Origin of the sequence: Bradyrhizobium sp. Ash2021, from assembly GCF_031202265.1 — a bacterium.
In the GTDB taxonomy this organism is placed as follows: domain Bacteria; phylum Pseudomonadota; class Alphaproteobacteria; order Rhizobiales; family Xanthobacteraceae; genus Bradyrhizobium.
Window position 1 is genome coordinate 348443 of sequence record NZ_CP100604.1, and the last position, 26482, is coordinate 374924.

General features: G+C 63.7%; 22 protein-coding genes and 2 pseudogenes. 11 read left to right on the forward strand and 13 right to left on the reverse strand.

Going from position 1 to position 26482, the window contains the following annotated elements:
* On the reverse strand, positions 1–1563 hold the full coding sequence (locus NL528_RS01715) for an alkaline phosphatase D family protein (protein ID WP_309181026.1): 1563 nt from the start codon (positions 1561–1563) through the stop codon (positions 1–3).
* A 181-nt stretch (positions 1564–1744) separates the two neighbouring features.
* Complete coding sequence (locus tag NL528_RS01720; RefSeq protein ID WP_309181027.1) at positions 1745–3172, reverse strand: TAXI family TRAP transporter solute-binding subunit; 1428 nt, start codon at positions 3170–3172, stop codon at positions 1745–1747.
* A 285-nt stretch (positions 3173–3457) separates the two neighbouring features.
* On the opposite strand from NL528_RS01720, the gene NL528_RS01725 reads away from it, so the two are divergent.
* The 3 genes from NL528_RS01725 (at position 3458) to NL528_RS01735 (ending at position 4457) form a co-directional block, all read left to right on the forward strand.
* Positions 3458–3763 carry a 4a-hydroxytetrahydrobiopterin dehydratase gene (locus NL528_RS01725; RefSeq protein WP_074271999.1) on the forward strand — a complete coding sequence of 102 codons (306 nt, stop codon included), beginning with the start codon at positions 3458–3460 and terminating at the stop codon, positions 3761–3763.
* 99 nt (positions 3764–3862) lie between these two features.
* Positions 3863–4240 carry a YkvA family protein gene (locus NL528_RS01730; protein ID WP_309181028.1) on the forward strand — a complete coding sequence of 126 codons (378 nt, stop codon included), beginning with the start codon at positions 3863–3865 and terminating at the stop codon, positions 4238–4240.
* A 79-nt stretch (positions 4241–4319) separates the two neighbouring features.
* On the forward strand, positions 4320–4457 hold the full coding sequence (locus tag NL528_RS01735; RefSeq protein WP_309181029.1) for a hypothetical protein: 138 nt from the start codon (positions 4320–4322) through the stop codon (positions 4455–4457).
* Here NL528_RS01735 and NL528_RS01740 read toward each other — a convergent pair.
* The 3 genes from NL528_RS01740 to NL528_RS01750 form a co-directional block, all read right to left on the reverse strand.
* Positions 4454–5626, reverse strand: a complete 1173-nt coding sequence (locus NL528_RS01740; protein ID WP_309181030.1) for a TAXI family TRAP transporter solute-binding subunit — start codon at positions 5624–5626, stop codon at positions 4454–4456. The two genes, NL528_RS01735 and NL528_RS01740, sit on opposite strands and share 4 nt — an antisense overlap.
* Positions 5627–5644: 18 nt before the next feature.
* Positions 5645–6445 carry a hypothetical protein gene (locus NL528_RS01745; protein WP_309181031.1) on the reverse strand — a complete coding sequence of 267 codons (801 nt, stop codon included), beginning with the start codon at positions 6443–6445 and terminating at the stop codon, positions 5645–5647.
* Between the two features lie 371 nt (positions 6446–6816).
* Entirely contained in the window at positions 6817–7791 is a 975-nt protein-coding gene (locus NL528_RS01750; RefSeq protein WP_309181032.1) for an NADPH:quinone oxidoreductase family protein, read from the reverse strand.
* Positions 7792–8006: 215 nt separating this feature from the next.
* Between NL528_RS01750 and NL528_RS01755 the strand changes: the two genes are divergently transcribed.
* Together NL528_RS01755 and NL528_RS01760 are read left to right on the forward strand one after the other, a co-directional pair.
* Positions 8007–8846, forward strand: a complete 840-nt coding sequence (locus tag NL528_RS01755; RefSeq protein WP_309181033.1) for an SDR family oxidoreductase — start codon at positions 8007–8009, stop codon at positions 8844–8846.
* 180 nt (positions 8847–9026) lie between these two features.
* Positions 9027–9635: an invasion associated locus B family protein gene (locus NL528_RS01760; protein ID WP_309185309.1), complete on the forward strand. Its 609-nt coding sequence runs from the start codon at positions 9027–9029 to the stop codon at positions 9633–9635.
* A gap of 212 nt (positions 9636–9847) precedes the next feature.
* On the opposite strand, the pseudogene NL528_RS01765 reads toward NL528_RS01760, so the two are convergent.
* A pseudogene (locus tag NL528_RS01765) lies at positions 9848–10963 on the reverse strand (integrase core domain-containing protein); the annotation flags it as partial.
* 189 nt (positions 10964–11152) lie between these two features.
* Between NL528_RS01765 and rlmN the strand changes: the two are divergent.
* The 4 genes from rlmN to argG all read left to right on the forward strand — a co-directional run bounded on the left by rlmN (position 11153) and on the right by argG (position 15414).
* On the forward strand, positions 11153–12367 hold the full coding sequence (gene rlmN / locus NL528_RS01770; RefSeq protein WP_309181034.1) for a 23S rRNA (adenine(2503)-C(2))-methyltransferase RlmN: 1215 nt from the start codon (positions 11153–11155) through the stop codon (positions 12365–12367).
* 155 nt (positions 12368–12522) lie between these two features.
* Positions 12523–13047, forward strand: coding sequence for a hypothetical protein (locus NL528_RS01775; RefSeq protein WP_309185310.1), 525 nt, complete (start codon positions 12523–12525; stop codon positions 13045–13047).
* 178 nt (positions 13048–13225) lie between these two features.
* Positions 13226–13981, forward strand: coding sequence for a phosphatase PAP2 family protein (locus tag NL528_RS01780; RefSeq protein ID WP_309181035.1), 756 nt, complete (start codon positions 13226–13228; stop codon positions 13979–13981).
* Between the two features lie 95 nt (positions 13982–14076).
* A complete protein-coding gene (argG, locus tag NL528_RS01785; protein WP_309181036.1) occupies positions 14077–15414 on the forward strand; it encodes an argininosuccinate synthase in 1338 nt (445 codons plus the stop codon).
* 197 nt (positions 15415–15611) lie between these two features.
* Here the strand turns inward: argG and NL528_RS01790 are convergent, their stop codons facing one another.
* The 7 genes and pseudogenes from NL528_RS01790 to NL528_RS01820 form a co-directional block, all read right to left on the reverse strand.
* Complete coding sequence (locus NL528_RS01790; protein ID WP_309181037.1) at positions 15612–17492, reverse strand: OmpA family protein; 1881 nt, start codon at positions 17490–17492, stop codon at positions 15612–15614.
* A gap of 210 nt (positions 17493–17702) precedes the next feature.
* Positions 17703–17996: a hypothetical protein gene (locus NL528_RS01795; protein WP_309185313.1), complete on the reverse strand. Its 294-nt coding sequence runs from the start codon at positions 17994–17996 to the stop codon at positions 17703–17705.
* A gap of 59 nt (positions 17997–18055) precedes the next feature.
* Positions 18056–18220 (reverse strand): annotated as a pseudogene (locus tag NL528_RS01800) (VOC family protein); the annotation flags it as partial.
* 7 nt (positions 18221–18227) lie between these two features.
* Complete coding sequence (locus tag NL528_RS01805; RefSeq protein ID WP_309181038.1) at positions 18228–19922, reverse strand: S53 family peptidase; 1695 nt, start codon at positions 19920–19922, stop codon at positions 18228–18230.
* A 162-nt stretch (positions 19923–20084) separates the two neighbouring features.
* Complete coding sequence (locus NL528_RS01810; RefSeq protein WP_309181039.1) at positions 20085–20912, reverse strand: FkbM family methyltransferase; 828 nt, start codon at positions 20910–20912, stop codon at positions 20085–20087.
* 207 nt (positions 20913–21119) lie between these two features.
* Positions 21120–23267 carry an ATP-binding protein gene (locus NL528_RS01815; protein WP_309181041.1) on the reverse strand — a complete coding sequence of 716 codons (2148 nt, stop codon included), beginning with the start codon at positions 23265–23267 and terminating at the stop codon, positions 21120–21122.
* A 270-nt stretch (positions 23268–23537) separates the two neighbouring features.
* Positions 23538–23900: a hypothetical protein gene (locus tag NL528_RS01820; protein WP_309181042.1), complete on the reverse strand. Its 363-nt coding sequence runs from the start codon at positions 23898–23900 to the stop codon at positions 23538–23540.
* Positions 23901–24041: 141 nt separating this feature from the next.
* Between NL528_RS01820 and NL528_RS01825 the strand changes: the two genes are divergently transcribed.
* Both NL528_RS01825 and NL528_RS01830 read left to right on the forward strand, forming a co-directional pair.
* Complete coding sequence (locus NL528_RS01825; RefSeq protein WP_309181043.1) at positions 24042–24980, forward strand: AraC family transcriptional regulator; 939 nt, start codon at positions 24042–24044, stop codon at positions 24978–24980.
* A 196-nt stretch (positions 24981–25176) separates the two neighbouring features.
* Positions 25177–26397 carry an IS701 family transposase gene (locus NL528_RS01830; protein ID WP_309176641.1) on the forward strand — a complete coding sequence of 407 codons (1221 nt, stop codon included), beginning with the start codon at positions 25177–25179 and terminating at the stop codon, positions 26395–26397.
* The last annotated feature ends 85 nt before the right edge of the window (positions 26398–26482 follow it).

The following is a 26482-nucleotide window of genomic DNA, read 5'->3' on the forward strand; positions in this document are numbered from 1 at the left end:
TTACACCCGCTTCGGGTCGAGCGTCGTCGACCACAGCGCGACATCGGCGCGGTCGCGCAAGGTCACCGTCATCTGCCCGCTGGCGCCGTCGATCTTGACGTGGCCGAAGAACTGCATGCCGGCCGACGGCGGCAGGTTCTGCTTGTCCAGGCCGGGCGCCTTGATGAACTTCACTTCGGGCCCAAAGGTGTTGTCGAGTTCGTTCGGACCGAACGTGCCGGCGTGCAGCGGGCCCGAGACGAATTCCCAGAACGGATCGAATTCCTGGAATTGCGCCTTGTCCGGGTTGTAGTAATGCGCGGCGGCGTAATGCACGTCCGCCGTCAGCCACACCGTGTTGACGACGCCGGATGTCTTGATGAAACGCAGGATCTCGGCGATTTCAAGCTCGCGGCCGCGCGGCGGGCCGTCGCCTTGCGCAAACGCTTCCGAGCCCTTTTTGTTGGCTGCATCGTCATAGACGATGATGCTGAGCGGCATGTCGGACGCGATCACCTTCCAGGTCGCGCGCGAATTCAGCAGCGCGCGCTTCAGCCAGGCGAGCTGGTCGGGGCCGATGAAATAGCTGTCGGGGCCGTAAGCGGTCTGCAGGTTCGGGCCGTTGGGGCCGCGATAGCTGCGCTCGTCGAGCATGAAGACGTCGAGATGCGGGCCGTAATTGAGCGTGCGATAGACCCGGCCCGGCTCGACGATGCTTTCCCGCATCGGATACATCTCGTGAAACGCGCGGCCAGCGCGCGCGGCGAGCAGCGATATGTCGCGCACCTTGTAGGCGGCCGGAATTTCTTTCGAGGCCGACCAGTTGTTCATCACTTCGTGGTCGTCCCACTGCACGAAGACAGGCACCTCGGCGTTGAAGGCGCGCACATTGTCGTCCATGAAATTATACTTGTGCGCGGCGCGGAATTCGTCGAGCGTCTCGGCGACTTTTGCTTTTTCCGGGATCGTGACGTTCTTCCAGACCTTGCCGTCAGGCAATTTCACTTCGGAGGGAATGACGCCGTCGGCATAGATGGTGTCGCCGGAATGCAGCAGGAAATCCGGTTTGTGCTTGCGCATGGTGGCGAAGGTGACCATGCCGCCATCATCGGGATTGATGCCCCAGCCTTGTCCCGCGACGTCGCCGCCCCAGACGAAACTGACGTCGCGGCGGTCGCCGGGCGCGGTGCGGAAGCGGCCGACCACCGGCTCGCTCTGGATGTCAGTGTGCGCCAGGTCGCGAAACCGGACGCGATAAAAGATGTCCTGGCCGGAAGGCAGGTTTTCCAGCAGCATTTTTGCGGTGAAGTCGCTCTCCGGGAGTGCCGCGATCGGCGGCAGGGCCCGCGCGTTGCCGAACGATTCGGTGGTGGCGACCTCGACCATCATCTGCGACGGACGGTCGGCGCGGGCCCACACCACGCCGCCATCGGCGCCGACGTCACCGGACTGCACGCCATGGGTGATCTGCGGACGGTCGGCGGCGCGGCTGAGATAAGGCATCGCGATCACGCCCGCGCCGGTCGCTGCGGCGGTGGAGAGGAATCGTCGGCGGGAAATCTTGGAGGAAAAACCGGTCGTCATGCGTGCCTCGTTTTGGCTCTGTCATTCCGGAGCGATCCGAAGCATCGAGCCGGAATCTCGAGATCCCCGATGCGCAATTGCGCATCTGAGGTCTGGTGCTGGCGTACCATCCCGGAATGACGGCTTGGTGCGGACACGCTATAGGAAAACTCTGTGACGACCCGATTACAGCGACGGCCGTTTACGCCGTGCCGGCTGCCCGGAACTGCGCGCCTGCACGTTGCAGGCTTTGCGGTATGCTCATTAGCAGCGACTTGCGGTCGGCCACCGCGTTGTGGAACTGCTCGAGCGCGATATTGAAAGCGGTCAAGGTTCCCTGTTCGATCGTGCCATGCTCGAAGCAGCGCAGGGTGTCGCGCAGGATGTCGTCGGCTTCCGACTGCATCTGGTCGAGTTCTTCCGTCGAGTCGCTGTGGCGGGCGGTGGTGAGCATGTCCAGCAGCCGCTCGCGCTGCGAAGAGTTGTTGCTGCGCTCGTCTTTCTTCAAATAGCCCGCGAACCACGCGCCGGCCGAGCCCATCGCCGACAAGGCCATCAGACTCCACCAGATGTAATCGCTGTAGCGATCGAGGAAGGTCTTTTCCTCGCCGTCGACAAAGGCGGCAGCACCCGGATGCACCGGGATCGTGGCGTCCTTGTCGGTATCCGGCGTCTCGATCTTGGCGGCCAGCGGAAATTCGGCCTTCAGCGATTGCCGGACCGCAAACAACTGCCGGGTGAAGGCCGCGATGGTCGATTCCGAGACGCCTTTTCGCGCCACGATATGATGCGCGAAGCTGATCGTCTTGACCTCGTCGTCCGGCCGGGCGGGCGAGCCGCCGAACGAGCCGGCGGGAATTTCCGACGCCTCATAGGCGGGATGGTTCTGCGCAATCGCTTCCGCCGAATCGATCTCCAGGAAGGTCGGCGTGCCGCCGTCGCGCGTCGACGCCGCGATCGCGTCCGTCGTGATCTTGCTGTTGACGGGCCCGGCGGCGAGATACGCGTCCGCCTTCTGGTTGCGGATCGCTTCAACCACTTCGTTGGCTGGAAACTGGATGATCTCGACCTTGGCCGGATCGACGCCATATTGCTGCAGGATCACCTTGAGCAGATTGACATCGGCCTGGGTGCTGCCGACGACACCGATGCGATGTCCGGCAAGCTGTGCGATCTTGGTGATTTTCGGCCCGGCCTTCCTGCCTTTGGCCTTGGCGGCCGGAGGCACCCACAGCACCGCGACGTTCTTGCGCAGCGTTGCCACGGCCTGGGCGTTCTTCGGCACATCGAGATCGCCGCGGATGATGGCGAGATCGGCCTTGCCTTCGCCGAGCAGGGTGGCGCTTGCGGCGGCGCCATCGGTCTGCACCGGCCGCAGCCGGACCTGGCTGTGCGGCTGGTTGTTGAGGGCCTGCGTCAGCCTCTGAACCACCTTGAGGTCGTCGCTGCTGGCCGGGCCGACCGCGATCCGCAAGGTGACCGGCCGCATCGCAAAGTAATAGCCGGCCGCCAGCGCCCCGATGATGGCCAGCACGCCGGCAAGCACGACGAATGCCGCCCGCCGCTGCGCCGAGCGGGGCGAAGGCGGGACTATCGGTTCGGCATTGTCCTGATCCGGGCCGTCGGTCATCGATCTCTAAACGATCGTTCGAGGTTCAATTTCACATTGCCAACGCGCTTACACGAACATTCTAGCAAATTTCCTGCCTAGCCGGGGTTACATCTCCGTCATGGTTACCGGCGGCCATTGGACGCGGCTTTCAGCCATGATTTGATGCGTTTTCCTTCTGCGCACCGGCATCCACCCCGCATCAATTGCGGGGCGCGCTTTCGCTCGAAAACCTATATTTTCGCTATGGACCCCAGCCGCGACGTCCGGTGTTAGGGTAGAGTGCGCATGAAACGGGAGGCGATCATGGTGGAACGGCTGTCGGCGGAGGCGCGTCAGGCGGCGCTGGGGGAGCTATCCGGCTGGTCCGAGGTGCCCGGCCGCGAGGCGATCGCAAGGACCTTCACCTTCAAGAATTTCAACGAAGCGTTCGGGTTCATGTCCCGCGCCGCTTTGGTGGCCGAGAAGAACGACCATCACCCGGAGTGGAAGAACGTCTACAAGACGGTGGAGGTGGTGCTGGCGACCCATGACTCCGGCGGCGTCACCAGGCTGGATATCGAGCTTGCCAAGGCCATGAACGGGATCGCCAGACAGCTTGGCGTGGTCTAACGGGCGGCCAGCCGATCTTGCGACGGCGACCTCGCGCCCCCAATTCTTGCCATGCCCGCCACGGCGAAACGGCCGCGCCGGCTTTGAAGGAGCGCCGCGATGGCTACATCCGAACACACCGTGGGTTTTGAGCCTGCCGACCGGCTGGCGCAGGACCGCGAAAGCGTGCGCCGGCGCTTCTGGATCAAGCTGAAGCAGGTAGTCGCAAAACTTCCCTTCGCCGAGGAGTTGCTCGCGGCTTACTACTGCGCCTTCGACAAGCAGACGCCGCGCCACGTCCAGGCGGCGCTACTCGGCGCCATCGCCTATTTCATCCTGCCGTTCGATTTCATCCCGGACATGCTGCCGGTGCTCGGCTTCACCGATGACGCCGCGGTGCTGGCCACCGCGATCCGCATGGTCGCGAGCCACATCACGCCAGAACATCGCGACGCCGCGCGCGCCGCGCTGAAGCGCGGAATCGATCGCGAAGATTGAGCGTTCGCGTGGTGGCAGCGGCCGCATCTGACCCAGTGATTGGCCCGGCCGTCAATCTCACGGCGCGCATCGAATCGATGTGCCGGCAATTGGGACGACGCTGTTGCTGTCGTCCGATTTCGTCGGCGCCGGGAAAATCCCGGCGACCTCGCTCGGCGCGTTTTCGCTCAAGGGCGTCGGCGTCGATCAGGAAATCTTCGTGCCGGCCAAATCCTAGCGCTGCTGTGCGGGGCGAACCTGCGCGCGGGCATTTTTCTCGGCGTCCCAGGCCTGGAATTGTCGGAACAGCGCTTCCTTCTCGGCATCGGACTGCGGCTTTCCGGCCGCAGGGCTCTGTTTCAGGAAATCCTCGAACCGGTTGCGCGCGACGGACTCGACGCCATGTTGCTCCAGCCATTGCTTCGCGACGGGCAAGCGCTGCCAGCCGGGAAGCGGCGCCGACAGCGAAACCTCCTTCCATTTCGGATGGAACGGCGGATTCTGGAACGTCGGGAATTTCGTGAAGAAGGCGTCCACGAATACTGCGAGCTTGCGATAGCGCTCGGAGTTGGGCGCCCAATTATAGGCCGCGAGCACAGCGGGAACGGCGATCGTATCGACCTGCTCCTGGCCTTCGATCAGGTTGGGATAGTCTTTCGCCGAAAGGCTCGCGGGCAGATAGTCGCCCTGCAACGGCTTCTCGTAGTTGACCGTCACCAAATGGAACCGATCGTCCTTGAAACTGCTCACCGACTTATACGGCTTGCCCCCACAAACGATCACGGCGTCGATTTCGCCGGCCTTCAATTTCTCCAGCGCGATGCGTTGCTCAATATACACGACCTTTGGTTTCATCCCGAGTCGCTCGAACACAGTCAGCGCGGTGACGAAGGTGCCGCCATTGGGCAGGTCGACGCTGACTGTCTTGCCCTCGAGATCCCTGAGATTGCGGATCGATTTCGACGCGATCACGTGCACCTCTTCGTTGTAGAGCTTGGTCACGTAAGTGAACTGCTTCTTGATGTCTTTCGCAAAGCCCTTCCGCTCGAGATAATCCAGCGTGTCCGATCGGACGATGCCGAGATCGACGCCTTGCAGAAACAGGATGTCGGCGACGCTCTGCACCGAGCCGCGCCCGACAATGGGAAGGATGCGCAGCTTGTTGCCGTCATCGAGCACGGAGGCGAGGTCGGCGCCGAACTGCACGTAAGTGCCGCCGATCGTGCCCGAGATCAGTGTGACCGTGTTGGCGTTCAGGCTCTGCTTGGTACTGGTCGAGCCGAACTGGAAAATCGCTTTCAGGCTTTCGCTGACCTTGGCCGGATCGTATTCGGCTTGCTCGGCCTGCGCCGCGAAGCCGCAGATCATCATCGTGGCGAATAACGCCAGTCCCCATAAACGTCTCATTTGTTCCCCGATCGAAAATCAGTTTTGCATTTGCGCGACGCGCGCTTGCGCATCGGAGGAGCCGAATTCGGCTGCCTTCTGGTACCAGTTGCGCGCCCGCGCCGGATCCGGTGTGACGCTGCGCGCATCACCTGTTCCCAGCACCGCGGGATCATAGGTCCGCGCCAGCAGCAGCGCTGCATCGGCCTCGCGCGCGTCCGCGGCGCGTTCGAGCAGCAACCTGGCGGATGCGATGTCGCCGTTCGCGAGCAGGCCCTTTGCCCGCTTGAGCAATGCGGCGATTTCGTCGGGATCGAGATGTCTTGCCGGCGGCGGAGCCGGAACTGCAGGCGTCGCAGGCGTCGCAGGCGTCTCGGCTACCGCAACCAGGCTTTTGATCGCGGCCTGATAGGCGGCCGCGATCTCGTCGCGCGATGGCAGGTCGGTGCCGGCCGGCGGCGCAAGCGCAACGGTTTGAACTGGCTCCGGCTGCGGCGCGCTGAGTTGAGCGAGTGATGCCCCGGCAAACGACGCTGCGGTGCTGACGATGACCGCGCGTGTGGCGTCGACCGAAAACAGGGCGAGCACCATGGCTGCTGCCGATGCCGCGGAAATTACTGTCAGGATACGCGACGGGGATATCGCCCGTCCTTTGCGGATTTGCGGCGCGTTGTCGTCCGCATCGCCGGAAAGAAACAGCGGAGCTGGCCCGTCTGAACTGATTTCCGCCGCATGCGATCGCCGATAGCGATAATGCGCAAATCCGGGATCGTTGATGTCTTCCCCAATCGTCGCGACGGGCGGATCGCTGGAGTGTAAATGTGTCGAATTCCCCACCATGGTGATGCTTCCCCGCTACTACTACGCAACGATCGGGCATCCCGGCTTCTGGTTTTTATTGTCGTTGTCGAAGAACGCCCGTTACTTCGGGCGCTAACTCGCATGCCGAATAGGCCCAAAAAACGGCACCGGCCGGCACGAATTGGGACTTATTTTGGTTTGATTGGGGCGGGATTGCCCAATTCAATGAATTTAAAGGTGACCGGGAACATTTTGCGCGTTGAAACCGGGCTTGCTGCGATCGTCCGTCTCAACCGACCATCAGGATGTCACCTGAGTTCACAAGCGAAGTGCAACACTTCCGGCTGGAGGTGTTGCACTTCGAACGTGATCAATCCCAGCTTTTGTGGGGATGACGAAGGCACAGGCGGTTACGGATGCAAAATCACCTTGCCCATCGCCTTGCGGCCGGCGAGCACCTTTAACGCCTCGGCGGTTTGCGCCAGCGGGAAGGTGCGGTCGACATGCGAGGAGATCTTGCCCTCGGCGGTCCACTTCACGAGCTTTTCCAGATTGGCGCGGTTCTTCTCCGGATTGAGCCGGGCCCAGGCGCCCCAGAACACGCCGCGAATATCGCAGCCTTTGAGCAGCGCCAGATTGAGCGGCATTTTGGGAATGTCGCCGGCGGCGAAGCCGATCACGAGGAAGCGGCCTTCCCATGCGATCGAACGCAGCGCCGCCTCGGCATAGGTGCCGCCGACCGGATCGAAAATGATGTCGGCGCCCTTGCCGCCGGTCAGCCGCCGCAAGCCTTCCTTGAGATCTTCCTTGGCATAGTTCAGGCCAAGCTCGGCGCCATGCGCCTTGGCGAATTCCAGCTTTTCATCCGACGAGGCGCAGGCGATCACCTTCAGGCCCATCAGCTTGCCGAGTTCGCATGCAGCCAGCCCGGTGCCGCCGGCCGCGCCCAACACCGCGAGCGTCTCGCCGGGTTTCGGGCTGGCGCGATCTTCCAGCGCGTGCAGCGCGGTGCCGTAGATGATGATGATGCCGGCGGCGCGATCGAAATCCAGATTGTCGGGAATTTTTACGATCGAATTCGCCGGCAGCGCGATCTTTTCGCGGGCGCCGTTATGGCCGCAGGACGCCACCACGCGGTCGCCGACTTTCAGACCGGTGACGCCGGCGCCGACGCTCTCGATCACGCCGGCGACTTCGGCGGCCGGCGAAAACGGGAACGGCGGCTTGATCTGGTACTTGCCCTGGATCATCAGGATGTCGAAGAAATTCAGCGCTGCGGATTTGATCGCGATCACGGCCTCGCCGGGCCCGGCCGCCGGATCGGGCACGTCGGCCAGCACGAGATCGTCGGGTTGGCAATATTGCGAGCAGAGAATGGCTTTCATGGACACACCTGATTTTCGGACGCACAAGGAAGGCTGGACGCTTCTTGCCGGATTTGACGCCGGGCTACAATGCGATTCGGTGTCTTTGGGCTGCGTGCAGGGCTATCCTGCGTCATTGCGAGCGCAGCGAAGCAATCCATCTTGCCGCGCAAAGAAAGAATGGATTGCTTCGTCGCTTCGCTCCTCGCAATGACGGGGATATAGGGAGTGAAACGATGTTTGAAAAAGGCCTGCTGGCGGGAAAGCGCATATTGGTCACCGGCGGCGGTTCCGGGCTTGGCGCCGCGATGGGACGCCGTTTTGCTGAACTCGGCGCGGAGTTGATCATCTGCGGCCGACGGCTCGAATTGCTGGAACAAACTGCGGCGGAATTGCGCAGCGCGCTCGGCGGCAAGGTCACCGTGGCCAGATGCGACATCCGCGATGGTGCGGCGGTCGATGCCATGATGGATGCGGTCTGGCGCGAAGCGCCGATCGACGTGCTCGTCAACAACGCAGCGGCGACCTTCATCGCGCAGAGCGAACATCTGTCGTTCCGTGCGGCCGACGCGATCCTGGCGCCGACGCTGCACGGCACGATGTACTGCACGCTGGCCGCCGGCCGCCGCTGGATCGAGGGCCAACACAAGGGCGTGGTGCTGAGCATTCTCTCGACCTCGACCATCACCGGCCGCGCCTTCACGGTGCCCTCGGCGATGGCGAAGACCGCGGTGCTGGCGATGACCAAAAGCCTCGCGGTAGAGTGGGGCCCGAAAGGCATCCGCACCGTCGCGATTGCGCCGGGCGCGTTTCCGACCCCGGGCGCTGCGGGCCAACTCCGCCCCGAGGGCCGCGATGAAGGCTGGGCGCACCGCAACCCGCTCGGCCGCGCCGGCGAACATGGCGAACTCGCCAACCTCGCGAGTTTCCTGATCTCCGATCAGGCCGGCTATATCAATGGCGAGATGGTGGTGCAGGACGGCGGCGCGCATTTGCGCAGTTCCGGCGCCGAGGATTTGATGCAATGGACCGACGCGCAGTGGGCGAAGCAGCGCGAGGGGCGCGCGAAGGGCTAAGCGCGGCAGCGGCGGATTTGCGCCGCACGCGAACTGCACCCACCCCGTAACTGCCTTCCCAAAAAGGCATTTTCCGGCTATCCATCGGCGGTGGGACGACGCCGTCGGGCCATCTTCCAGTCACAATGATGAGGGAACCAGTTGTCCGTGCGGCAAATACTGACATCGCTGGTTGCGGGTATGCTGGTGTGCGGGACGATGTCCCTTGCGCAGGCGCAAAGTGCTGCGCCGAAGGCCGCCAAGGACGCGGCCAAGCCTGCTGCCGCGACGACCAAGCCTGCGACAGCGGCGAAGCCTGCGGCCAAACCTGAAGCGGCCGCCGCGGCAGCGGCAGGTGGGGCGGAGCCGACCCTGATCGGGCAGTTCGGCACCTGGGGCGCCTATACGGCGACGCCGAACGGCAAGAAGGTGTGCTTTGCGCTGGCAAAGCCGTCGTCCTCGAAAACCAATCCGCCGAATCGTCCGCGCGATCCGGCCTATGCCTTCGTCTCGACGCGTCCGGCGGAAAAAGTCACCAACGAAGTCTCGATCATGATCGGCTACACGCTGAAGCCGGGTTCCGAATCCTCGCTCGAGGTCGGCGGCGCGTCGTATACGATGTATACCCAGGGCGACGGACTCTGGATCAAGAACGCCGCCGAGGAAGAGCGGATGGTCGAGGCCATGCGCAAATCCGCCGACGTCACCGTCAAGGGCGTCTCGGCCAAGGGCACCGAGACCACCGACACCTTCTCGCTGAAGGGCCTGTCGCAGGCGCTCGACAAACTGGCGCAGGATTGCAAGCGCTAAACTCAATCTTGGTTTTTGAGCCATGCCTTGAGGCAAGTTCCTCTGCAACCGACGACATAGGTAACAGTTCAGCCCGACGACATAGGTAACACAATTCTCGTTTCGTTCAGGTCTGCTGTTTTTGTGGCTGTGGACCCTGTGGGCGATGCTCTTGCATCGTCCACAAGTCCACAGGCCTGTTTGGGTTTTCGCAGGCGGTCGTCGCGGTGGGCGATCGTGCCGAGCACGATCGGGCCGTAGCAGACCGTCCATCCAGCGGCATCGTGTTCGCAGAGGCCGACCGGCTCGCCGATCAAGGCCCCGCTGATGTAGATCGTTTGGCCCTGCCATTTGATCTCGCCGTTATGACGCACCCGCCGCACTTCGCAGTCACCGTATTCCGGCTCGCGCAAGACGCCGTCGAAGCGGCGCGGCGAGGAGGTATAGTGATCGGCCGGCGTGTCATCGTCGAGCGACTCGTGCGGACGCTGTTCGTTGTAGATGCGCTGGAAGTTCCGCAAGCGCTTGAGCTGCTCGCGCAGGCTGTGCGCCGGTGGACTGGCGGTGTCCTGCAACAGCGTCAGATGCATCCGCTCGTGGCGGCCATTCTGCTGCGGTTTGCCGGGCGCAATCCGCTCCGGCAGCACGCCCGCCTTGATCACCTTGACCGACAGTTGCGAAAGCCCGCCGGCACCGCGCGACGCAAAGGGCGGACCGTTGTCGGAACGCAGCCGATGCGGCAGGCCGAACTCGCGGAAGGCGGCCTCCACGACCGGCCAGACGTGCGCGGTATCGGTACGCGTCATCGCCTGGCAGCGCAGCAGATACCGGCTATGGGCATCGGTCAGCGTCAGCGGTTCGCAGCATTTGCCGTCCCCCGTCATGAACCAGCCCTTGAAGTCGATGCACCACACCTCGTTGGCTGCCGTGCATTCCGCAAACGGTGCGCTCGAGGGCGGGCTGCGGCGGCGCAGCTTCCGCTTTACCGTCAATCCCTGGCGGTCGAACAAGGCTCCGATCGTGCTCGCCGCAGGCCATTCGAGCGCCGGCGCCCGACGTTCCAGAAAAGCCAGAACCTTCCGGGGTCCCCAACTCGGATGCGCCCGCCGCACCGCAAGGCAGCGTTCGGCGATCTCCTCGCCAATCGCCTGGGGATGATGCAGCGGCGCACGTGGGCGGTCCCACAGACCCTCAACACCGGCTTCCTGATAACGCTCAAGCCACTTGTATCCGACCCTTCGGCTCACGCCGAACCGCCGGCATACCGCCGCAAACGACTCCTCGTGCTCCTCCGCCGCAATCACAAAGCGCATCCGCTCGTCCACCGCACAGGTCTCCATCCAAACCATCGGCAAGGCCCTCCCTGCCGATCACTTGACCTGTTACCCATGTCGCCGGTCTATTGTGTTACCTATGTAGCCGGTTTGGACCCTCCGGGTCACCTCTCCCGATGGGAGAGGTGTTTGGCGCCCGTTGCTGCATTTCCCGGCTTTCCAGCAGCTTCTGGAGGGCCTATTTGATGTTCCATGACAGACACCATGACCAGCACGACCGAGACCAGTTCCGCTTCCAGCGCGCCCTTGGAAAAGATCGCGCTCGAAACCTACGTGCCGCCGGCCAAGCCGTCGCTGGTCGGGCTGTCGCGCGCGGAGATCGCCGACCGGCTCGGCGAAATCGGCGTCGCGCCGGCGCAACGCAAGATGCGCACGCAGCAGCTCTGGCACTGGATGTACGTGCGCGGTGCCCGGAATTTCGACGAGATGACCAGTATTTCCAAGGAAATGCGCAGCCAGCTCGTGCAGCACTTCACGGTCGATCGTCCCGAGGTGGTCGCCGAACAAATCTCCAATGACGGCACCCGCAAATGGCTGCTGCGGTTACCGAGCGGCGACAAGGTCGAGCGGCCGCATGAAGTCGAGTGTGTCTATATTCCCGAAACCGATCGCGGCACGCTGTGCGTTTCCTCGCAGGTCGGCTGCACGCTGAATTGTTCGTTCTGCCACACCGGCACGCAGCGGCTGGTGCGCAACCTGACCGCCGGTGAGATCGTCGGCCAGATCATGGTGGCGCGCGACCGTCTCAACGACTGGGCCGATCGCGAGACCCCGACCGGCAGCCGCCTCGTCACCAATGTGGTGATGATGGGCATGGGCGAGCCCTTGTATAATTTCGACGCGGTGCGCGATGCGCTCTTGATCGTCGCCGACAATGAAGGCATCGGCATTTCCCGCCGCCGCATCACGCTGTCGACCTCGGGCGTGGTGCCCAACATCATCCGCACCGGCGACGAGATCGGCGTCATGCTGGCGATCTCGCTGCACGCGGTGCGCGACGAGCTGCGCAACGAGCTGGTGCCGCTCAACCGCAAATATCCGATCGCCGAACTGCTGCAGGCCTGCCGCGACTACCCGGGCTCGTCGAATGCGCGGCGCATCACCTTCGAATATGTGATGCTCAAGGGCGTCAACGATTCGCTCGATGACGCCAAGCTGCTGGTGAAACTGCTCAAGGGCATTCCCGCGAAAATCAACCTGATTCCGTTCAATCCGTGGCCGGGCACGCGTTACGAATGTTCGGACTGGGACCAGATCGAAAAATTCTCCGAATATATTTTCAACGCCGGCTATTCCTCGCCGGTGCGCACGCCGCGCGGCCGCGACATCCTTGCCGCCTGCGGCCAGTTGAAATCGGAGACCGAAAAATTGTCCGTGCGCGAGCGCCAGGCGCTGCGCGCGATGGCGATGACGGATTGATCCGATGACGCGATCTGTCACTCAGGCCGTCATTGCGAGCCACCCGGTCGGCGCGAAGCGCCGCCGGATGACAGGCTCCGCGAAGCAATCCATCTCTCCGCTTGCTGAGAGATGGATTGCTTCGTCGCTTCGCTCCTCGCAATGACGGTGCTGTCATGGCGCTGATCGGCCGCCTGTTCGTCATTTTCTTCGCCTTCCTGTTCGCCTGCCTGGTCGCGGGCATGATCGTGGTCGGCGCGGTGCTGTATCCGGAATTCTCCGATCTCGGCACCGGCCCGATCGATCAGAGCGCGATCAATGTCGTGCTCGGCTTCGGCTTCATCTTCATCTCCGGCTTTGCGCTGTTGCCGGCGCTGATCGTGGTGTTGATCACCGAGGCCTTTTATGTCCGGGGCGTGCTGACCTATGCGGTCGGCGGTGCGATCGTCGGAGCCGCCTTCTATCTCGGCCTGATCCCGTTCGATCCCGAAACATTGCATTTCGACGGTATCGTCCGCCGTCATCTCGAAATCATGACCGGTGCGGGCATCGTCGCCGGGCTCGTCTACTGGATGATCGCGGGCCGCACCGCCGGCGCCTGGCGCGAGCCGCCGCGACCCTCAAGGCCGCCTCCGCCGCTGCCGTCGCAAACGCCCTTATCTTCAGCGCCTCCACAATCTCCGCCGTCATCCCCGGGATGAACGCAATTGCGTTCACCCGCGAGGTGCGAGCCTTGCGGTGCACTTGCACCGCTGGGCGAGCCTCGAAGGATGGGCCACGGGCTGTGTCCATCCTTCGAGGCTCGCAAGAGCTCGCACCTCAGGATGACGATAATCCCCACCCTTTTCATCCCCCATCGCCTCGGCTAAACCGCGCGCCATGAACCGGACCGGACTTTTCATCGCGCTGGGACTGGCGCTCGTCATCGGATTGCTGTTCGGGATTTATCCCGAACTCGACCTGAAGCTGGCGGCGCTGTTCTATGATCCCGCCACCAAATCGTTTCCGATAAAACTCGATGCGGTGGCCGAATTCGCGCGCGACGCCGCGATGTGGATCGCATGGGCTTTCGCACTGCCGGCGATCGTAGCCTTCGTCGTAAAACTGGCGCGGCCGCACCGGCCGATGCTGATCCCGGGTCGCGCGGCGATCTTCCTGCTGGTCACGATCATTCTGTCCGCGGGCATTCTGACCAATTTCACCTTCAAGTCCTACTGGGGCCGGCCGCGGCCGGTCATGGTGACGGAATTCAACGGCCCCTGGCAATTCGTGCCGTGGTGGGATCCGCGCGGGGCTTGCGGAAAGAACTGCTCGTTCTTCTCCGGCGAGGGCGCCACCGCGTTCTGGACCTATGCGCCCGCGGCGCTGACGCCGCCGGCGTGGCGGCCGCTGGCCTATGCGGCGGCGACTCTGTTCGGGATCACGACCTCTGTGCTGCGGATGGCGTTCGGCGGGCATTTCTTCACCGACGTCGCGGCCGCAGGCCTGGTGAGCTTTCTGGTGATCTGGCTGGCCTATGCCTTCATCTACCGCTGGCCGGCCACCCGCATGACCGACGCGCAGGTTGACGCCGGTCTGGCGCGGCTGGCCTCGGCCTGGTCCCGCTTGACGCGGCGCTGGCGCCCGCTGGGGTAATCCGTCGTTTAAACGCGTGCCCATCAGCGTGAAATTTGGTAATCGCGCACTCAACCCGCACACGACATCTGGCACTTCGACCGATTGGAAGCTCTATGAGTACGATCCTGAAAAGCCTGCCCAAAGGCGAAAAAGTCGGCATCGCCTTCTCGGGCGGTCTCGACACCAGCGCGGCGCTGCTGTGGATGAAGCAAAAAGGCGCCCGCACCTTTGCCTATACCGCCAACCTCGGCCAACCTGACGAGGCCGACTACAACGAGATTCCGCGCAAGGCGCTGGAGTACGGCGCCGAAAAAGCCCGACTCGTGGATTGCCGCACGCAATTGGTGCACGAAGGTATTGCCGCCGTCCAATCCGGTGCCTTCCACGTCTCGACCGGCGGCATCGCGTACTTCAACACCACGCCGCTTGGTCGCGCCGTGACCGGCACGATGCTGGTAGCGGCGATGAAGGAGGACGGCGTCAACATCTGGGGCGACGGCTCCACCTACAAGGGCAACGATATCGAGCGCTTCTACCGTTACGGCCTGCTGACCAACCCGAGCTTGCGAATCTACAAGCCATGGCTCGACCAGCAGTTCATCGACGAGTTGGGCGGCCGTGCGGAAATGTCGGCGTTCATGACCGCCCATGGATTCGGCTACAAGATGAGCGCCGAAAAGGCTTATTCGACCGACAGCAATATCCTCGGCGCAACCCACGAGGCCAAGGATCTCGAGCAGCTCGATAGTGGCATCAAGATCGTCAATCCCATCATGGGCGTGCCGTTTTGGCGCGACGACTGTGTCGTCAGGGCCGAAAAGGTCACCGTGCGTTTTACGGAGGGCCGGCCCGTCGCGCTGAACGGCCAGACGTTCGCCGATCCGGTCGCGCTGTTCCTCGAGGCCAACGCCATCGGCGGTCGACATGGCCTTGGCATGAGCGACCAGATCGAGAACCGGATCATCGAGGCGAAGAGCCGCGGCGTCTACGAAGCTCCCGCCATGGCGCTGCTGCACATCGCCTACGAACGTCTGGTCACCGGCATCCACAACGAAGACACCATCGAGCAATACCGGATCAGCGGCATGCGCCTTGGCCGACTGCTCTACCAGGGACGGTGGTTCGATTCGCAAGCCCTCATGCTGCGAGAAACCGCCCAGCGCTGGGTGGCTCGTGCGATCACCGGTGAGGTGACGCTCGAACTGCGCCGCGGCAACGACTACTCGATCCTGAACACCGAGAGCCCCAATCTGACCTATCAGCCGGAGCGGCTGAGCATGGAGAAGGTGGAAGATGCGGCGTTCACGCCAGCCGACCGCATCGGCCAGCTGACAATGCGCAACCTCGACATAGCCGATACCCGCGCCAAACTGAATCTCTATGGTAAGACAGGCTTGCTATCGAGCGGTGAAGGCTCCCAGATCTTCAGACTCGAGAGCGACAAGAGCTGAGCGTTTTCAAATCGTCTTTCCGCGTCATTGCGAGCCAACGGGTCGCGCGAATGCGCGCCCGATGACAGGCTCCGCGAAGCAATCCATCTCGCCACATAAAAGGAAGAATGGATTGCTTCGTCGCTTACGCTCCTCGCAATGACGGGCTAAAAAAAATGGCCGGGATTTCTCCCGGCCATTTTCAGTGAGCGATTGCCTTACCGCGGCGGCGCGATGCCGGGCGGGGGCGGCGGCAGCGATGCCGTTCCGCCGTTGAGCAGCGGCGTGATGCGGCGGACGGTGACGCGGCGGTTGATGCGGCTGGGTCCCGAGGTCTGCTCCTTCGGATATTGCGAACCATAGCCTTGCGAGGTCAGGTTTTCCGCGGGCACGGCGAACTGCTGCGTCAATAGCTCGGCTGCGGATTCGGCGCGCCGGTCCGACAGCGACAGATTGTCGGTGTCGTTGCCGGTCGCATCGGTGTGGCCCTCGATCAAAAACACCTCGCGCGGATTGCGCTGGATGGCGCGGTTGAGTCCGTCCGCAATCACCTGCAGCTTGGCCGCCTGATCGGGGGGAATTTCCCACGATCCGCTTTCGAAGGTGATGGTGTTGAGGTCGATGCTCGGCATCAACTGCCGCACCGACGGGCTGTAGCGGATTTCATCGAGCGAATAGCGCCGCGCGATCCGGTCCACTGGCGGCGCCTCCATAGTGTCGTAGATAACCTCCGGTGTTGCATCCTCGGAATCGACGATGTAGCGATCATAGGGGATGCGGATCACCGGCGGCGGCAGGTCCACATAGAAGCCGCCGATCGCTCTGGGATCGCGATAGCTGTTGTCGATGATGATGACCTCGCGACCGCCCTCATCGCGCCTTATCCGGCGCAGCAACTCGCCGTCGCGGCCGACCACCGTGATGATCTGCGTGCCGTCCGGACGGATCACGATGGTGCGGGTTTCCCCGCCCACGGTTTGGGTCTGGATGTCGCGCGCGCCGTAGCGGAAGCGATCCTCCTCGTTGTGGCGAATATACTCCTGGCCGCCGGGATCGCGAATGATGACGCGCCCGGGCTCGGTGATGACCGTGCGGCCGCCTTCCTGGACTTCGTGCCGTTCGCTGCGGAATTGATCCATGTTGCGCGGTCCCGGAGCCGGTGCGCCCGCTGAAAGCGCCTTGGTTCCCAGCGCCGGTGGCGGCGGGGGAAGCGGTGCGGTCACCGTCGGCGCGCGCTGGAACGCAGGCGCGACCGTCGGAGGTGTGTTTTGTACCCGGCCGGGCGGCGGGGTGGCGCCCGGTGCGGCCGGAACAGCGCCCGGAGCAGCCGGAGCGGCGGCACCCGGTGCCGGCGCACCGGGAGGCGGTCCGCCGCGCGGCGGCGGCGCGGTGGGAGTTGTGGTCGGAGTGGCTGCGCCAGCCGGCGGTGTCGGCGATACTCCGGGATGCGGCGGCAGCGCCGTCGGGCTTCCGGCAGCCGGCGGCGCAGTTTGAGTTTGCGGCGCAGGAGCCGGCGTTGTGGCCGACGGCAATTGCTTGACGCCCGCCGGCGGTGGGGGCGGCGGCACCTGAGATGGCGTGCCCTTCTGGAGCGCGGGTGGCGGGGTCGGCGCCGTCGGTTGCTTGGGGGCCGCAGGCGCCGTCGTCGCCGCCGGAGGTGCCGGCGGGAGCGCGTGTGCGGGTGGCGCTGCGGTCGGGGGAGCCGGCGGAGCGGTATGCACGGGCGGTGCGGCCGCGGGTGGCGGCGGCGCATGCGGAGGCGGCGCCGGGGGCGGCGTCGGACGTGCGGGTGGCGCTGCCGCCGGAGGAGGTGGCGGTGTCGGACGCGGCGGCGGTGCTGAAGCCGGAGGAGGTGGCGGCGTCGGACGCGGCGGCGGTGCCGCAGCAGGGGGTGGCGGCGGCTGTGCGGGACGCTGAGGCGCTGCGGCCGGCGGCGGCGCGCCCTTCGGCGGCGCCTTGGGTTTTCCGTCGGGGCCCAATTCTTCCTTGGTTCCCTGCGCCACAACGAGCGGCGCGGTCTGCGCATGCGATGCGAAGGTTGCGAGCTGCGTCACGGTCAGAGCAGACGTGGCAAGCAGCACGATGCGAAGTTTTGTCATGATGTCCTGGATCCCCGGAAAAATCTGGCGGCAAGGTTGGCGGGAAAAAGAGTGGCTTTCGCCGAACGTTTCGGCGGGTCGATCAACGGCTAATCGTTAGGCCGGATTGTGGCGGGCTACAAAACGCGAACGCTATTTATTTCGACAGCATAACGGGTTGCATACGCAATTGTTCATTACGCATTCAGACGATGCTTTCAAATCGAACTTTTACATTGTCCCCTGTGGCATCTCTGAGGCGCTGGTATGGAGTTTCGGCTGCGTGCCTGAAAAGCCGAAACTGCCGGCATCGGTTCCAAGCGGAGGTGCGGTCGGACTGTTCGGTCCGCGGACCGGCAGTTCGTCCGGCATCTTGCCCGGTAACTCCTCCGGCCGCGACGGCTCGCCGGGTTCATGCATAGGGGTAGGCACTTCCGGGCGAGGGTTGCCCGGAGGAATTCCCGGCGGAGGTTCAGTCGGCGTACCCGGCGTTGCCGCCGGAATTTCCGGTGGTTCGATTGGCATCGACGACAACGGCGAGATCGCCGCGATGTTCCGCGCCGCTACCGGAACTGGAACCGTTCCTACGGCGTATGGCACACCGCCTCAATGTTGTGACAGTCGGGATCGAGGACAAACGCGCCGTAATAATTGGGGTGATAATGCGCGCGGATTCCGGGCGCGCCGTTGTCGCGTCCGCCGGCTGCGATGGCCGCTTTGTAGAAGGCGTCAACGGTGGCGCGATCCTTCGTAGATCTACTTCACCAGCCCTTTCAACGCCGCCAATATGCGCGTGCCATTCGGACTGCCGAGCCCTGTGCACGCATCCCAGCCGACGCCGGCGCGGTACGCGCCGTTGTCGCCTTCGCTGACGTCGCGGAGAACGCCGGAGGCCAAATTCTTGTACAGGATCGGATTGAGGAACCCGAGCGGCGTTCCCAGCAACTGGTTGAGACGTGCGATCAGGCCCGCCCACATCGGCGCCGTGGCGCTCGTTCCGCCGATGCCCCCGACGGTGCCGTCGGGGCCCATGACCAGGACTCCCGTATCGGGGTCGGCGATTCCCGAGACGTCGGGTACGCCGCGGCCAATGCGATGTCCGGGGTTGACCGACACCGGGACGTTCGCCGAAGTCTGATAGGTCGGCAACGCAAACAGGCTGCTTACCCCTCCCCCGGTTGCGCTGGATGGACCGTCATTCCACACCGTCTCGCGGTTGATCACGCCGTTGGCAGCGACAACCCGGGTGCCGCCGCAAGCCAAGACCCACGGGCTCGAGGCCGGATAGTCGACGTGCTGCCGCTGGTCAGTTACTTCCTCGGTCGAGCCCTGGTCTCCGGCGGCGACGCAGACGTTGATTCCGGCCAGCGCAGCGCGCTGCAACGCCTCGTTCACCTTCATGATCGCTTGCTGGGTCCAGAGGATTTGGCCCGTCGGTCCGTCCTCGGGATTGCCGTAGCTGATCGAGATGATGGACGGCCGGTTTTGCATCGCCGTCACCGCCGAGGTCAGTGCATCGACCCAGCCCTGCTCGGTGAACTCGGTAAAGTACATCATGAACTTGGCTTTCGGCGCGACGGCGCCTGCCATGCAGATATCCAGCAGCACCTCGCCGGTCACGTCGGTGTCCTGGCTGCCGTCGCCGGGCTTGTTGCCCGGGCCGTGGACGACGACGTCGGTGAGTTTTGGCGGCGCCAAGTGAAGCGTATCCTTGAAGTAACTCTTCACGAGCTTCTGCGAATAACCACCGACCGCTGTCTGGCCGGAATCGCCGAGCGCGCCGTTGAATACGAAGATGGCGATCGTCTGTCCGCTGCCGTCTGCATCCGGAAAGCTATAAAAATCCGCGATCTCGGTCGGAAGGTAGTTCAGGGGCTGCGCAGCGCGGGACACAAAGCGGTGCCGGCTGCGCCGAAAATAAGGGCGTCCCATCACCCGGTTGTCGAAGCCGAAAACCGCTTCAACGATGCCGCGCAACGAGTCCGGGGTGTGGACCGGCCCGACCCTGCCGCGATAGCGGCCGCCCGGATGTTCCCAGATTTGCAGGTCGACGCCGAAGGCGCGCGTGGCATCGCCGATCTTTCCTTCAATCAGAACGCTTCGCTTGACCTCGCTGGCTTCAATCACCTTCAACTTGTTTGCCGTGGCAAATTTCTTTACCGCGTTGATGTCCTTTGCGTCGGCCTCGAAGGCGCTCAACACCCGGGCGCTTTGCGTCGAATGCATCCACTCATATGGACTATGCCCGATTTCCTTGAGCGAGGGGATGTGGGCGTGAGCAGGACGGGATCGCACATAGACGGTCAGCCTGATCGGCTGCTCGGGATCTGCCGGACCGATCACACGGGCGTTCGGCAGCGGCAACCTCTCGCTGCCGGCGACCCGGCGTAGATTTTCGTGCGAGTTTTGTTCGGACGTGGTTGCGAATTGCAGGCTTGGTTTGCGGGCCATGGTGCATCCCTCCGTTCAAGCGGCTGACGTGGTGGGAGGGCAATCCTGCAACCCAAGGTAAATCAGGTCAATGGCTTTCGGGGCGCTGACCAGGGCACGCCGGCGTGCCGGTCGGTCCAGCCGCACGCATACGTCACGCGGCACGACGCCGGAGGCGACGCTCTATTCGCGCGCCAGCAAGGTGTTGCTCCGGGTTCTGCCGGTCTCGACGTAACCGCGCGCGCGCATGTCGGCGATGCAGTCTTCCAGCCATTCGTTCTTCGACAGATGTTCGATCACCACCGCCTGCGGCCACAGCGATCGCGGCGCTTCCCTGAAGAAGCCGGTCAGCACGCGATCCTCAAAACCCTCGACGTCGATCTTCAAAGCATCGACCCGCGACACGCCGGCCTCTTCGAGAATCCGCTGCAGCCGCAGTGAAGCCACCTTGATGGCCTTGACCGAAGCATTTCCCGACACGATGTGGCTGGCGCCGAGGTTGTCGCCGTCGGTCTCGATCATCAGGTCGCCATCGGCAGGGCCGGCCGCCGCTGCCACCAGCCTCACCTGCGGATAGCCGGACGCCGAATTGTTGAAGGCAAGCCGGGCATGGGTGACGGGATGCGGCTCGATCGCGATCACCTTGCCTCCAGCGCCGACGTGCCGCGCGAGCGCAAGCGCATAAGTGCCGACATTGGCGCCGACATCGACGAACACGCCGCCCGCGCGGGTATGCGCCCGCAAAAAGTCCAGCTCTTCGAGATTGTAATCGGGATTGAACAGCGCCCCGCGCTCGGTGGCGCTGGCCTGATGATAGAAACGGAACGAGGCGCCCTGATATTGCACGTCCACCGGTCCCGCGCGCAGCAGATTGACCAGCCGCGACAGCATCGGCCGAAACGCGCCGCGCTTCAGCCGCGAGCGCTGGGCCAGCGCGATGATCGCGGCCTGGGCGGCATTGGGTGCGAACGCGCCGAACGGCGGCGGTGATGGATCGTTATCGGGAGTCACGCTTGTATCCTGTGTCAAAGCCGGCGCAGGCATAGCCGACTTTAGCGACGACTCCAACGGCTCCGTCGCCCCTGCGAAAGCAGGGGCCCATACGCCGCGGCCTCTCGATCTTGGGTAGTCGGCGTTGATACTTCCCGTAACAACTGAGGTCGGGGGTTATGGGTCCCTGCTTTCGCAGGGACGACGACGAGCGTTGCGTCCCCTGCCCTAGGATGACACCGGCGCGGCATCACGCTTCACCTTGCGCCAGCGGCCGACCTTCTGCAGGACTTCGGCGAGCTGTTCGATCGAATAGGGCTTTTGCAGCAGCTCAAAGCCGTAGCTGCCGTTTTGCGACAGCACGTGGCTGTAGCCGCTGGTCAGCACCACGGGCAGGTCATGATGGCGGCGGCGGATTTCCTGCGCCAGTTCGATGCCGCTCATGCCAGGCATCACCACGTCCGAAAACACCACGTCGAAACGGCTGGCATCGCTCATCAGTTCTTCGAGCGCGTGGGTGGCGTTGCCGACCAGTGTGGTGTGATAGCCGAGCCCGGCCAGCGCGTCGGTCGCGAACTTGCCGACCTCGGCATTGTCCTCGACCACGAGCACCCACATGCCCTGACCTTCGACCGGCGGCGCGTCTTCCGCCGCGACCTGCCGCGGCCGGCCGCCGCCGGCGGCGCGCGGCAGGTACAGCGTGAAGATGCTGCCCTTGCCAAGCTCGCTGGCGACGATCACTTCGCCCCCGGACTGTCTGGCGAATCCGAACACCTGCGACAGGCCGAGTCCGGTACCCTGTCCGACTTCCTTGGTGGTGAAAAACGGTTCGAAGATGATCCCGAACCGGTCCTGGGGGATCCCGATGCCGGTATCCTCGACGGACACCGCAACATAGCCGTGCGGATTTTTGGATGGCGCGGCAGTACCCGGCAATTCGGCGACCATCCGCACCGTAAGGGTGAGCCGCCCAGGGCCGTCGATGGCGTCGCGGGCGTTGACCGCCATGTTGATGACAGCGGTCTCGAACTGGCCCGCATCGGCATTGATGAAGCAAGGCTCGTCCGGCACGTGGATGACGATCTGGATCCGTGAACCGATCAGGGTGGCGATCATTTCGCCGAGCATCTGCACGTTTTGACCGACGTCGAACAGTTCCGGCTTCAAGGTCTGCCGCCGCGCGAAGGCCAGCAACTGGCCCGTCAGTTTTGCAGCGCGGGTTACGGTGTCCGAGATCGCGTCGATGTAGCGCAGCCGCCGCGGCTCCGGCAGATCCGGCCGCCGCAACATATCGACGGAGGCGCTGATGACGGTCAGAAGATTGTTGAAGTCATGCGCGACGCCGCCGGTCAATTGCCCCAGCGCCTCCAGCCGCTGGCCGTGCTTGAGCGCGTCCTCGGCTTCGGCGCGCTTGGCGGCTTCGGCATGAAGGTGCCGCGTTCGCCGCAGCGCCAGCGAGAGCAGGAAGAACAACAGCGCGGTGGCCGGCGCGCCGAAAATCAGATGCTGGCTCATGGTGGCGAGCCAGCGCGCCCGTATTGCCGATGTCTCCAGCCCCGCGCTGACATAGATCGGATATTCCGCAAGCCGCTGATAACCGAGGCGGCGCTCGATGCCATCGGCCGGCGATTTTACCGTGATTAGTCCGGCCTGGGGGTGGGCGACGATCTGTTGCCCGAGCGGCCCGTTCGGCTCGAATCGGAAATCACGGTCGAGGGCGGGGAAATGGGCCAGCACCGCGCCATCGGTCCGGACGAGCGCGAAAAAGCTGCCGGGTTCGCGACCGATCCGGGCGTAGAAATTCGCGAAATATTCCGGCAGCACGGAAGCGTGAATCACGCCGGCAAAGCTGCCATCCTCGTTCTCCCGCCTCCGGCTGACGCCGAAGAACGCCGCGCCCTGGTAGGGCGGCCTCGGTTTCAACGCCTCGCCAATATAGGTGCCGACATCGCGCTCGACATGGGCGCTGAAATAATCCCGGTCCGAGAAATCGATGGCGGGCGCCGGTACCACCAGGCTGTTGGCAAGCGCCCGGCCCCTGGCGTCGAAAATCCAGACCGATTTCACCTGCGGCAGCGAATCGGCGAGCTGTTTGAGCCGCGGGTGCAGGGTCTCCTCGCGGGAGGCGATGCCGGCGTCGGGAATGCCGCGGACGATCTCGGCGATTTCCGACAGGCTGCGGTCGATGGTCTCGAACACTTTTAGCGCGTGCTCGTGCGCGACATCCAGCGCGCGCTCGATTTCCCGGTCGGCGGTCTCGTTGGTGGAAACCCAGGAGACGGCGGAAGCAAAGACGAACAGCGCCAGTGGGAGGGCCAGCGAGGCGGCCATCATCCATTGCAGCAGTCTTAGCGAATTGGGTTGCGCAGTCTGCACGGGCGCTCCTGCTCCATGCAGAGCTTACTGCAATCTTTCCCGCGTCACAAAGCCAAGTGATGAGACGGAACACCAGCCTTTCCGTTATCCCGGCGTAACGGCCGATCCGTTATCGCCGGCGTAACGGCTTTGCCGTTATCGCAGGAGGTGCGAGCCTCTTCGGCGAGCCTCGAAGCATGACCAGATCGGATGTGGCCATCGTTCGAGGCCGTCGCAATTGCGACGGCGCCTTGGGATGACGGCGGCGCCTGTAGCTCTCGGCGCCTGCGATCAATCGATAAACTGATAATCAATTCGTATCCGGCCATCGTCGGCCAGCAGGCAGACGATCAGTCCGGTCGCGGCGACCGCGCCGCCGCCTTTCGGCACCATGCGCCAGTTGAACCTGACGAGGTCGCGGAGCTGCTCGACGCCGCCGTTGGGCTCGAACCGGTAATTGCGTTCGGCGACGTTGGTCTGGTGCGAGGTGGCGACGCGGGTCTCCAGAGCGGCGTGGCCGTGCACCTCGCGCTCCCGCACATAATGGGTGCCATTCTTGATCCAGAGGGCTGCGACCTCGGCGCGGCGGGCGGCCGGATCGGCTTCATTCCAGACCTGGATGTAACGCTTGGCGAGGTCTTCGGCGTGGGACATGGGACCTATCTCTTCTCGAATTTTTCGTGCCGGCTGACCGGCGATGAAGAGAGGATAGGGATGGAAAACTGGACGATGAATGGCTATTTGGCCTAGATTATTGTCCAGACGTCCAGACCAGCGGTGGGTGAGGAAGAGCACATGGATCCCCTCGACGATGCATTTTCGGTCATGCGGGTGCGCCAATCGCTCTATGCGCGGGTCGATGCCGGCGCGCCCTGGGCGATCCGGTTCCGGGAAGGCAAAGCCGCGCGATTTGGCCTGGTTGTCGCAGGCTCCTGCTGGCTCACGACGGAGGCGCCTTCGAAATCGATCCCGCTCGCGGCGGGCGATTGCTACGTGATCCTGGATGGCTCGACCTACACGCTCGGCGACGATCCGCGCTCGGCGCCGCAGAACTGTTTTGACGTGATGCCAAAACTGGTCGATGGCGCGGTCGGCATCGGCGGCGGTGGGGCGGCGGCCACCGTCGTGACCGGTTGGTTCGTCTATGACGAACTCGGCGCCCGCCCGTTGACCGCGCTGCTGCCGCGCGTGCTGCATACAAGCGTCGATGGCTACCGCACCGAGATTTTGAAAGCGACGCTCGAATTGCTGGCGAAGGAGACCGAACGCCCCGGCATCGGCTCCGGCGTCGTCATTTCGGGGCTTGCGGATATCCTGTTCGTGCAGGCGATCCGCAGCCATCTCAACCACGCCAATGAGGACGACGTCGGCTGGCTCGCGGCCTTGTCCGACAAGCGCATCGGTGCTGCGATGCGCGCGCTGCACGGCAGTCCGGCCGACGCGTGGACCGTGGAGAAGCTCGCGGCGCGTGCCAACATGTCGCGCTCGGCATTTGCCGCGCGCTTCAAGGCAAAGCTCGGCGAAGCGCCGCTGGAGTATCTGACGCGCTGGCGCATGTTCCGCGCCGGCGTGCTGCTGCGGCACACCGAGCGCTCGCTGGCGGAAATCGCCAATGAAGTCGGCTACGAGAGCGACGCGGCGCTGAGCAAGGCGTTTCACCGCGTCGTCGGCATGGCGCCTGGCGCGTTCCGTAGGCAGAACGCGGAGGCGAGCGGAAGGAAAGCTGCAGCCTGATAGTTGGCGTCATCCTGTGAGGTGCGAGCCTCTTCGGCGAGCCTCGAAGGATGCTGACCCGGTGCTTGCGGCTCATCCTTCGAGGCTCGCTGCGCTCGCACCTCAGGATGACGACGCAGTTTGCGGCGGAAATGCGCGGGCGGCGGCCTAACATTACAGTTGCTTTTTTTGCGGGCTTCTGAATCCATGGGCAACCATGATTCGAATGTCGTGGGCGCGGGCCGCGTCGGTTGAGGAGACGCTTGCGTTGTGGGCGGCGTCGCTTCGAGAGATCAAGCAACGGATACGTCCGTTGTTCACGCAAGAGCGTGTTGCGACGAATGCAGGTCTATTCCTGGAAGGTCTGCTCGGAGATGAGCAGCGCAAGACCGGTTGGATGCGCGCGGAGGCGGCTGGCGATCCCGGCCCATGGCGGCAGCAGGCGATTCTGGGTCGTGGAGACTGGGACGCCGATGCCCTGCGCGATATCGTGCGCGACTACGTCATCGAGCATTTGGCGGATGACGATGCGGTGCTGGTGATCGACGAGACCGGTTTTCTCAAACAGGGCAAAGCGTCATGCGGAGTGGCGCGGCAATACACTGGTTCGGCAGGGAAGATCACGAACTGCCAGATCGGCGTCTTCGCTGCCTACGTTTCGCGTCATGGCCATGCGTTCATCGATCGCGCGTTGTATCTCCCGAAGGAATGGACCGACGATCCGGATCGTCTGGAAGCCGCATATGTGCCTGCCGATGTCGGCTTTGCGACCAAACCAAGGCTTGCGACGAGAATGATCGCACGCGCGATAGCCGCGTCTGTACCATTCAGGTGGGTTGCCGGCGATACCGTCTACGGTGTTGGCAACATCGAACAGCAGCTACGTCGGGCAGGCAAAGGCTACGTGCTTGGGGTCAGCAGCGCTCATGTGTTTCGATCCTGGGGCAAGCGACCGCCGGTCGCCGGTACGGCTGCAGACCTCGCCCGGACGCGGCACTCATCCGACTGGAAGCGCCTGTCGGCGGGAGCCGGAACCAAAGGACCGCGGCTGCACGATTGGTGTTATCTCGAATTGGCCGATCTCGAGGCCGAGCAGTTCAACAGTGCAAATGACGGTTTGTGGACACGCGGTCTACTGATCCGTCGTCGCATCGCCGATGATGACCTCGCCTTCTTCACCACCTGGTGCCCAGCGGGAACAGCCCTTGAAACGCTGGTCGCGGTCGAAGGCCATCGATGGGCGATCGAGGACGGCTTTGAAACCGCGAAAAACGAGTTCGGGCTCGATCACAACGAGAGCAGATCCTGGCATGGCTGGCACCGTCATGTGTCCTTGGTGATGCTCGCCTTCGCCATGATGGCCGCGATCCGACATCGCGCCAATCCGCCACCGCCCAAAAAAACGAAACGGCGCCCCCCGGCAAAAGCCAAAGCATAACCACCCCACCACTGATCCGTTGGTCAATCCAGGAAATCCGCCGCATTGCCATCAGACTTGCGCGAAAGCGGATTCAACCCGCACA